This is a genomic window from Pseudofrankia coriaricola (assembly GCF_001854805.1).
Taxonomy (GTDB): Bacteria; Actinomycetota; Actinomycetes; order Frankiales; family Frankiaceae; genus Pseudofrankia.
Genome location: NZ_MBLO01000143.1, coordinates 1 through 6,837, shown reverse-complemented (window position 1 = coordinate 6,837; position 6,837 = coordinate 1). Strand labels below are relative to the sequence as shown.

6 protein-coding genes are annotated in these 6,837 nt (G+C 67.8%); 3 read left to right on the top strand and 3 right to left on the bottom strand.

Annotation, left to right across the window (positions count from 1 at the left end; translation table 11 throughout):
• Positions 1 to 90 precede the first annotated feature (90 nt).
• Together BCD48_RS19880 and BCD48_RS50745 are read right to left on the bottom strand one after the other, a co-directional pair.
• Entirely contained in the window at positions 91 to 1,110 is a 1,020-nt protein-coding gene (locus BCD48_RS19880; protein WP_071049934.1) for a terpene synthase family protein, read from the bottom strand.
• A gap of 1,416 nt (positions 1,111 to 2,526) precedes the next feature.
• Positions 2,527 to 2,724 (bottom strand): hypothetical protein, encoded by a 198-nt coding sequence (locus tag BCD48_RS50745; protein WP_131804059.1) that lies wholly within the window; start codon positions 2,722 to 2,724, stop codon positions 2,527 to 2,529.
• Positions 2,725 to 2,727: 3 nt separating this feature from the next.
• Between BCD48_RS50745 and BCD48_RS19870 the strand changes: the two genes are divergently transcribed.
• Positions 2,728 to 3,705 (top strand): MFS transporter, encoded by a 978-nt coding sequence (locus BCD48_RS19870; RefSeq protein ID WP_131804058.1) that lies wholly within the window; start codon positions 2,728 to 2,730, stop codon positions 3,703 to 3,705.
• Positions 3,706 to 3,833: 128 nt separating this feature from the next.
• Here BCD48_RS19870 and BCD48_RS19865 read toward each other — a convergent pair whose 3' ends face one another.
• The gene (locus tag BCD48_RS19865) at positions 3,834 to 4,241 is read right to left on the bottom strand and encodes a hypothetical protein (protein WP_131804057.1); all 408 of its coding nucleotides are present in this window, start codon (positions 4,239 to 4,241) and stop codon (positions 3,834 to 3,836) included.
• Positions 4,242 to 4,923: 682 nt separating this feature from the next.
• Here BCD48_RS19865 and BCD48_RS19860 point away from each other — a divergent pair.
• Both BCD48_RS19860 and BCD48_RS19855 read left to right on the top strand, forming a co-directional pair.
• Complete coding sequence (locus tag BCD48_RS19860; RefSeq protein WP_198543318.1) at positions 4,924 to 5,904, top strand: VOC family protein; 981 nt, start codon at positions 4,924 to 4,926, stop codon at positions 5,902 to 5,904.
• A gap of 66 nt (positions 5,905 to 5,970) precedes the next feature.
• Positions 5,971 to 6,798: a cyclase family protein gene (locus BCD48_RS19855; RefSeq protein ID WP_083418917.1), complete on the top strand. Its 828-nt coding sequence runs from the start codon at positions 5,971 to 5,973 to the stop codon at positions 6,796 to 6,798.
• Positions 6,799 to 6,837: the final 39 nt, after the last annotated feature.

The window sequence follows — 6,837 nt, the reverse complement described above, 5'->3', positions numbered from 1 at the left end:
CCCGAAACAAGGAAAACCGCCCCCCAACCCGATGCCGATCAATCAGGGAGCCCGTCGACGATCTCCAGCAGCGCTACTGGCGGATTTAGGTCAGACCGCCCGCGGCGAGGTGAGCATGCGAGAGATCTCCTCGCGCGGCGGATCCGTGTCCATCAGCAGCTCGTTGGCGGCGGCCCAGGCCTGGTAACCCCAGTTCCAGTCGTCGGCGATCCTCGCGCCCATCCGGGCCTGGGCGCGTTCCGCGTCGGTGAACTGCAGCACGTCGCAGGCCGCGTCAAGGCGCTGCTTTGTGATGTGTATCGACCAGTCGAGCGTCCGCATCTCCCGCTCGCAACGGGCTCTCGCCTCCTGCCAATCGCAGCCGGCCTGGTCGCGGATGATCGTAATCAGGTTGCGCGGGTCGTCACGCTTCGCGTCGCGGACCGAGGAGTAAACGTCGTTGCAGTACACGATGATGTCGCTGGCCAACCTGCGTAGCAGTCGCAACTGGGTGCAGTGGTGGATGTGCGGAGGCAGGTAGGTGAAGTTCACCTTCTCGCCGAGCACCAGGCACAGCGCCACCGCGCCGTTTCCCTGGCGTAGTTCCAAATACTCTTCGACCGTCGTGTCCAGCCGCCGGTCCCGCATCGCCGCGTACGTGGCCTGCGTGTTGAAATACCATTCCCAGTGCTCGCTGACCCGAGCCACCCACTGGTCCGGCGAACTGATGATCTGCCGCGTCCACAGGTCATGGAAGATCATCCCCATGGGGGACTTCGCGGGTCTGCCGTAGAGAATCCCGGTGAGCTCCGTGCTGATGACGTTGATGCGGCTGATGTCCGCCGCGAGGTCGTCGGTGAAGTCGTCGTAGATCCGAAAGAAGGCGTGGATGTCGTAAGCGAGTTCCAGCTCCGGCAGCGGGGCCAGAGGGTACACCCAGGCCGAGAGTGTGGCGTACCTCTCAGCCCGGGGCGTGTGGACGTGGAAGCGGGTAAGCCATTCGACGGTGTGCGCCAGGGCTCCGGCAGCGTTCGGGTTCGGCTGCCAGGAGCGCGCGGCCTCGTGCACTGTGAGGATCTGGTCGCCATTCATCGCGTCTTGGCCTGTCTCCTGGTTGAGAATGGTGATCACGGACCGCTCTCGTTTCCTGAGGTGCGGCGTCGGGCACTCCTGGAGTCATGGGGGTCGCGGGCTGCTCCAAGGAGGCGCACAGGGTTGAGGAAGGAGCCATAATCGCAAGTCAGAGCGCTTCATGTGATCTTCGCGAGGATGGTCGGGAGAGGTTGACGCGCGCGGTGGCATAGACCTCGACCCGATTTCAGTGACAGGGTGTGATGGCCGGGCTGGTGTGATGGTGGCGGGCTGCCTCCGGTCAGGGTGACGGACCGTGATGGAAGATGGGTGCCCGTACAGGCAATGGGGCCACCCGGCATGGTCGGGATCGTTGAAGTCACCGCCGGAGTCCGGGATACTCCGTTGCCGACCCATTCTGCCCGGTCATGCGGTCGCACGACCACGAATTCCGGCAAAGTCAGCTCCCTTCGTGGCAGGGCCCGCGGGCACCCGGCGAAGCCGCCGCGTAAGGAGCCGCGGCCCCAGCTATGGGACAGTGAGGAGGCTGAGCGGGCGCTGGCCGCGAGGACGGCGAGGACGGTGGACGCGACGGCGCCGGGCTGCTGGCGTTCCTGCGGCTGGTCTCTGCGGAGGTCTCGCTCGGCGGCGGTCTTCTCGGCCAGCGAGGCCGAAGCGCGTCATATGCGTGACGCGGTCCCGTGGCGGCTGGCCGAGTGCGGGGGGTTGGAGCTACATCCGATAGAACCCGCATCGTGTACTGCCGGGACGACACGAGGCGTGGCTCGTACGAACACACCTCTTTCATCTTCCTCGGGTACGAGTTTCGAGCTCGCGAAGGAGATCAACCCTGTAGCAGGTGGAGCCGGAATGGGCAAGCCTTGGGCAGGATCGCGAGGATCTACCCAGGGCTCTTCGACCACTGGAGGCTCCGCAAGTCGTGATCGTGGACGACTGGACGACGGGAGCCGTGTGAATCGAGAGGTTCACGCAACCCCTCCCGGCTACTCACGGGAGTCCAAAGGTGTCGGACATCACGTCGCGCCTCGGTGCTGTCATGAAGGGTGGTTCGACCTGATCCGCTGAAGGGTCTTCAGACGGTCATGATTGCGGTCGACCACAGTTCTGAGGACACAAGCGCACCTGGTTTTGCGCCGGAGGTTCTGTACCGCCCGCTTGGTGTCCCTACCTACAGCTGAGAGGTCCACGGGTTGACGAGTGGAACCCCATGGGCGCGAAGTCGGACTCGCGGCGGGTGACGAGCGTGAAGCTGTGGACCTGGGCCGTGGCGGCGATGAGTGAGTCGTGGGCTGGACGCTGGTCGGGCACGTGGAGTCGCGCCGCCGAACCGGCGACGGCCTAGTCGACGTCGAACAGTCGGCCCGTGTACCAGCAGGGTGATGACGCAGAGGTAGGTGTCCGATGGTGTCAGGGTCTCCCCTTTTATGGTTGGGCCCGATTTGGGGCATAGAACCGTTAGTTTGCGTCCATGATCAGGATGGCGAGCGCTCGGGCGCTGCGCGCCGGTCCCTCGGTGCCGAGCGCGGCGGTGGAGGCGTAGAGCCCCTCGATGACCACGGCGAGGCGGTCAGAGATCGCCTCGGCGGTCGCGGCATCGCGATCGGGTAGCTCGAGGGCGAGCTCGCGCAGCCTGGTGCGGACCCATGCCTTCACCGCTTGCGCGCTGGCGTGGGCTGCGGAGGACGGCTCGAGGTACTCGGCCAGCACCATGAGGAATGGGCAGCCGCGGAACGCATCGGGACCGGTGGCGGTGACCAGCCCGTCTACGACACTGTTGTCGAGGAGACCGGCTCGGGCGACGGCTACGAGCGGTGGATCGGGCGGATGCACATCGTCGAGGCGGCGGCGCTCGTCGCCAGCGCGGTCCTGGGCGGGCTGCTCGCCGCGCTCGCCTCGGCTCGGATCACCTACTTCGCCACCGTCCCGCTCATCGCGGCCGCTACCCTCACCTTCGGGCGCTGCCGCGAGCCGCGCCTGCACCGGCGCGCGGAACGGGTCACCTTCCGGCGTCAGGCCCTGGCCACCGTCCGGGTGCTGGCCGCCGACCGCGCGCTACGCCCGGTCGTGCTGCTCACCGCCCTCACGGCCGTCGTCGCCCAGCTGGTCTTCGAGTTCGGGCCCCTGTGGCTGGTCTCGCTGCACGCGCCGGCCGCGCTGTATGGGCCGTACTGGGCGGCGCTCGTCTCGACCGGTGGCCTCGGCGGCTGGCTCGTCTCCCGGACCCGGCTCGACCGCCCGGCCGTAGCAATCGGGTTCGGCGCGTTGCTGGTGCTCGCGGCCATCTTGCCGACGCTGGGCCACACCCTCCCCATCGTCATCGCGGGCCAGTTCCTCGTCGCCCTGGCGGCGGGAATGATCGGCATCCGGGCTGGCCGGCTGCTGCACGACGCGGTCGGCCCGCAGCTGCGGGCCGGCGTCACGTCGGGCGCGGGCACGCTGTCCTCGCTGATCTTCCTGCCAGTCTCCGTCCTGTTCGGGCAGCTCAGCCGCGGCCAGGGTGTCCAGACCGCCGGGCTGCTGCTCGTGCTGCTCGCTCTCGCGATGGCCGCCCTGCTGGCACACACGTCCCGTCGGCCACAGCCTGTGACCGACGCCGGTCCCCGGGTCGCCGAGCCGACGCTCAACGTGACCTGAACCGGGCGACCGTGCCACGGCGAGCGGGGTCAACCCGCTGGACACGAAGATCCCCAGCGCCTCCGCGCGCCCGAGCCCCTCCGAATGCAACAGACCCGACGGTAGCTTCCTGCGGCTCCGGCACCGCCTCACGAAGGTGGTGTACCGAGCTTCGGTCCCGGCCGCTCGTCACGGCGGATCATATCGACGAGGTGGCCGATGCTCCAGGTGACCGCTTGGGTCGCCTGGTCGGGGTCGAGTTTCCACACGTTGACGAGGCGGTCCTGGGTGTTCCTGTCCCACAGGATGTCGAGGATCGCAACCACCATCAGTCGTTGCGTGTCGGACCATTCAGCGGTGACGGGGGTGACGGCTCGCAGGAGGGCGTCCCGTCGTCGTCGGTCGGCGACGAAACCGGGCGCCGCTGGGTCCTGGTCGGCCCCTGGGCGGGCGGCGAACGTCGCCATGTGCGCGAACGCGCGCACGACCAGCGGGTTGAGGCCCTCGAGATCGAGGTCGTCATAGGAGACGCCGGCCTCGTCCTCGATGCGCTGCATGATCGCGTCATGAAGTTCGCGCTCGGTCGGGAAGTGCCTGTAGACGGTGGCTCGGTAGCGCGGTCCATCCCGCCTACGTGGCGGTGCGCCGACGCCGACGGGGCGGGTCCGTCCGTTGCCCGCCCGGCGCCTGGTGACGACCACGGATCGCCGACCAGATCCGATGCGTCGGGTTCTCGCTCGAGCCCTGGTCCCGGCGGCCGGCCCGACCGGCCTGGACGGTTCGTGACCGAGGTCATCGCGGGCTCCCCCGGTTTTGGGTGCGCACATCCTGCGTCGCCCACCAGGGCGAATGTCGTGATCAGTAGGCAAAGACGAATGGGAATCTGAATGATGAGTATTCCTGGCAAGCGTTATCGCGTCATCTGCCCGACGCGCCGGCTGGAATCGTCACACTGGAGGATCTTCCCCCGATCCTGGCCAAGGGACCGAGAGTCGCATCCGTCCACTGACATTGATGCGCGAGGTCACGGAATCCAAGAATGCGCCGTCTTCGGCGGCGGCGCCGCGGGGGCGGCCGGCCGGAATGGCTCATTCAGACCGACCACCTCGACGACCAGGATGCCCGAGCGGAGTCGCAGGCTGGACCGCGGCCCAGCCTGCGCAACGTTGACGCCGGTGTTAGATGCTGGTAGAAGACTCGCCGAGTGGTTGACGGATGGTGGAAGTAGGGGAAGGCCTCATGTCCAGAAACCCCAGCCCACCTGTTCCGGCCGGTGCCGCGCAGCGCGGTTTCCGCGTGGCGATGATGTTCCATCCGAGTCACCGCGTGCCCGATCTCGGCGAGGCCGAGCGCTGGTTTGAGCGGGTCTTCGGCAGCCCGAGCGCGCGGCTTGACACATTCGGCGCCGGCGGAGCCCAGGACCCCGAGAACCGGACCGACTACTCCACGTTCACGGTGATCAGGGACGTGGTGTTCGACACGATCGATCCGGAACTGTACGTCAAGAACGGCGTTCGACAGTACCCGACGGTCGAGAAGCCGCGCCTCAGCGGCTTCGGATGGTACGTCGACGGGCTCACCCACGCCTATCGCGCGCTGCGGAGCCGAGGTTTCCGGATCGTGGACCAGCTTGGCGCGATCGTCGAGAGCGATGAGCCACCGACCGTGGTCGGCGGCGGTCTGCCGATGTTCTGGACGACGCCCGACAGCGCCGGCCTTCGTTACCAGTTTCTGCCGCCCATCCCGTTTCCGGGCGATCCACGCGTCCAGCCGGGCTGGGTCCTGCCTCCGGTCTCGGAGGACGACCCTCTCGGCATCGACATGTGCTCACACCACATCGTGCTCACCGCCGAAAGGGACCGCGCGCTGCGCCTCTTCGTCGACGCTCTCGGCGGCACCGTGATCCACGAGGGCTACGACTCGGTCCTCTCGGCGACCAGCACCTACGTCCACCTCGCGGACGGGGTGTACGAACTCGCCACGCCCGACGACGGCACGCCGGCGTTCGCCGACTGGGCGAGCAACGCGCCAAGGGACACGTATCACGCGATCGCGTTCCAGGTTGTCGACCTCGACCGCGCCGAGCGCCACCTGCGAGCGCAGGGCGTACGCATCGTCATCCGCTCGGACGACATCATCGTCACCGACCCGGAGACCAGCCTCGGGGTGCCCTGGCGCTTTGTCGCGGCGCTGACGCCGGGGGACCCGCGCGCGCACTGAGCACCGGCCGGGCAGAAGCCCGGTGCGGGTCACGAGTCGGCCTGCGGCCGGCGAAGGAGAGCCACCATGCATGACACGACCACTCCCGTCTGGCCGCATCACGAGCTAGGAAGGGAGCTCAGCAACTGGGGCCGCTGGGGCGACGACGACGAGATCGGCACGCTGAATTTCGTAACGCCCGAGAAGCGGGTGCGGTCAGCTCAGCTGGTAAGGACCGGCAGGGTCTTCGACCTCGGCATGCCTTTCGACAAGAACGGTCCGTTCCCGGCCGGCGGGTTCCGCATCAACCCGGTGCACGTCATGACCCTCCTGCCCAGCGACACGGCGGCGTCGAAGGATGGGGGCATCTCCGCGGACGATATGATCATAACGGGGCTGCAGTCCGCGACCCAGTGGGACGGCCTGGCACACGTGGGCTATGACGGGATGTTCTACAACGGGGTGCCCGCGGCGGCGGTCAACAACTTCACCGGTGCCGCCCGGAATGCCTTCCCCAAGGTCATCGAACGCCTCGTCACCCGCGGGGTACTGCTCGACATCCCCCGTCTGAAGGGCGTCGACCGCCTTCCGGACTCCTACGAGGTGACCGCCGAAGACCTGTCGGCGGCCGAAGAGCGGCAGGGCGTGCGCGTCGAGTCGGGGGACATCCTCCTGCTGCGCACCGGGTGGTACCAGTGGTTCCTGGAGGGTGACCGCGAGCACTTCCTCGGCAACGCCGCGGGGCCGGGGCTCGACAGCTGCCGCTGGCTGCACGACCGGGAGGTCGCGGCCCTGGCGGTCGACAACTGGTCGGGCGAGGTATGGCCGAGCAAGGTTCCAGGTTCGGTCATCCCGTTCCACCAGGGCTGCGACAAAGTCGTGGGCGGCGTGTCGGCTGGCGTCGTGGGCCTGTAGCGGCTACGGCTGCCGGGTGTACCGGCCCGCGACGGCCGC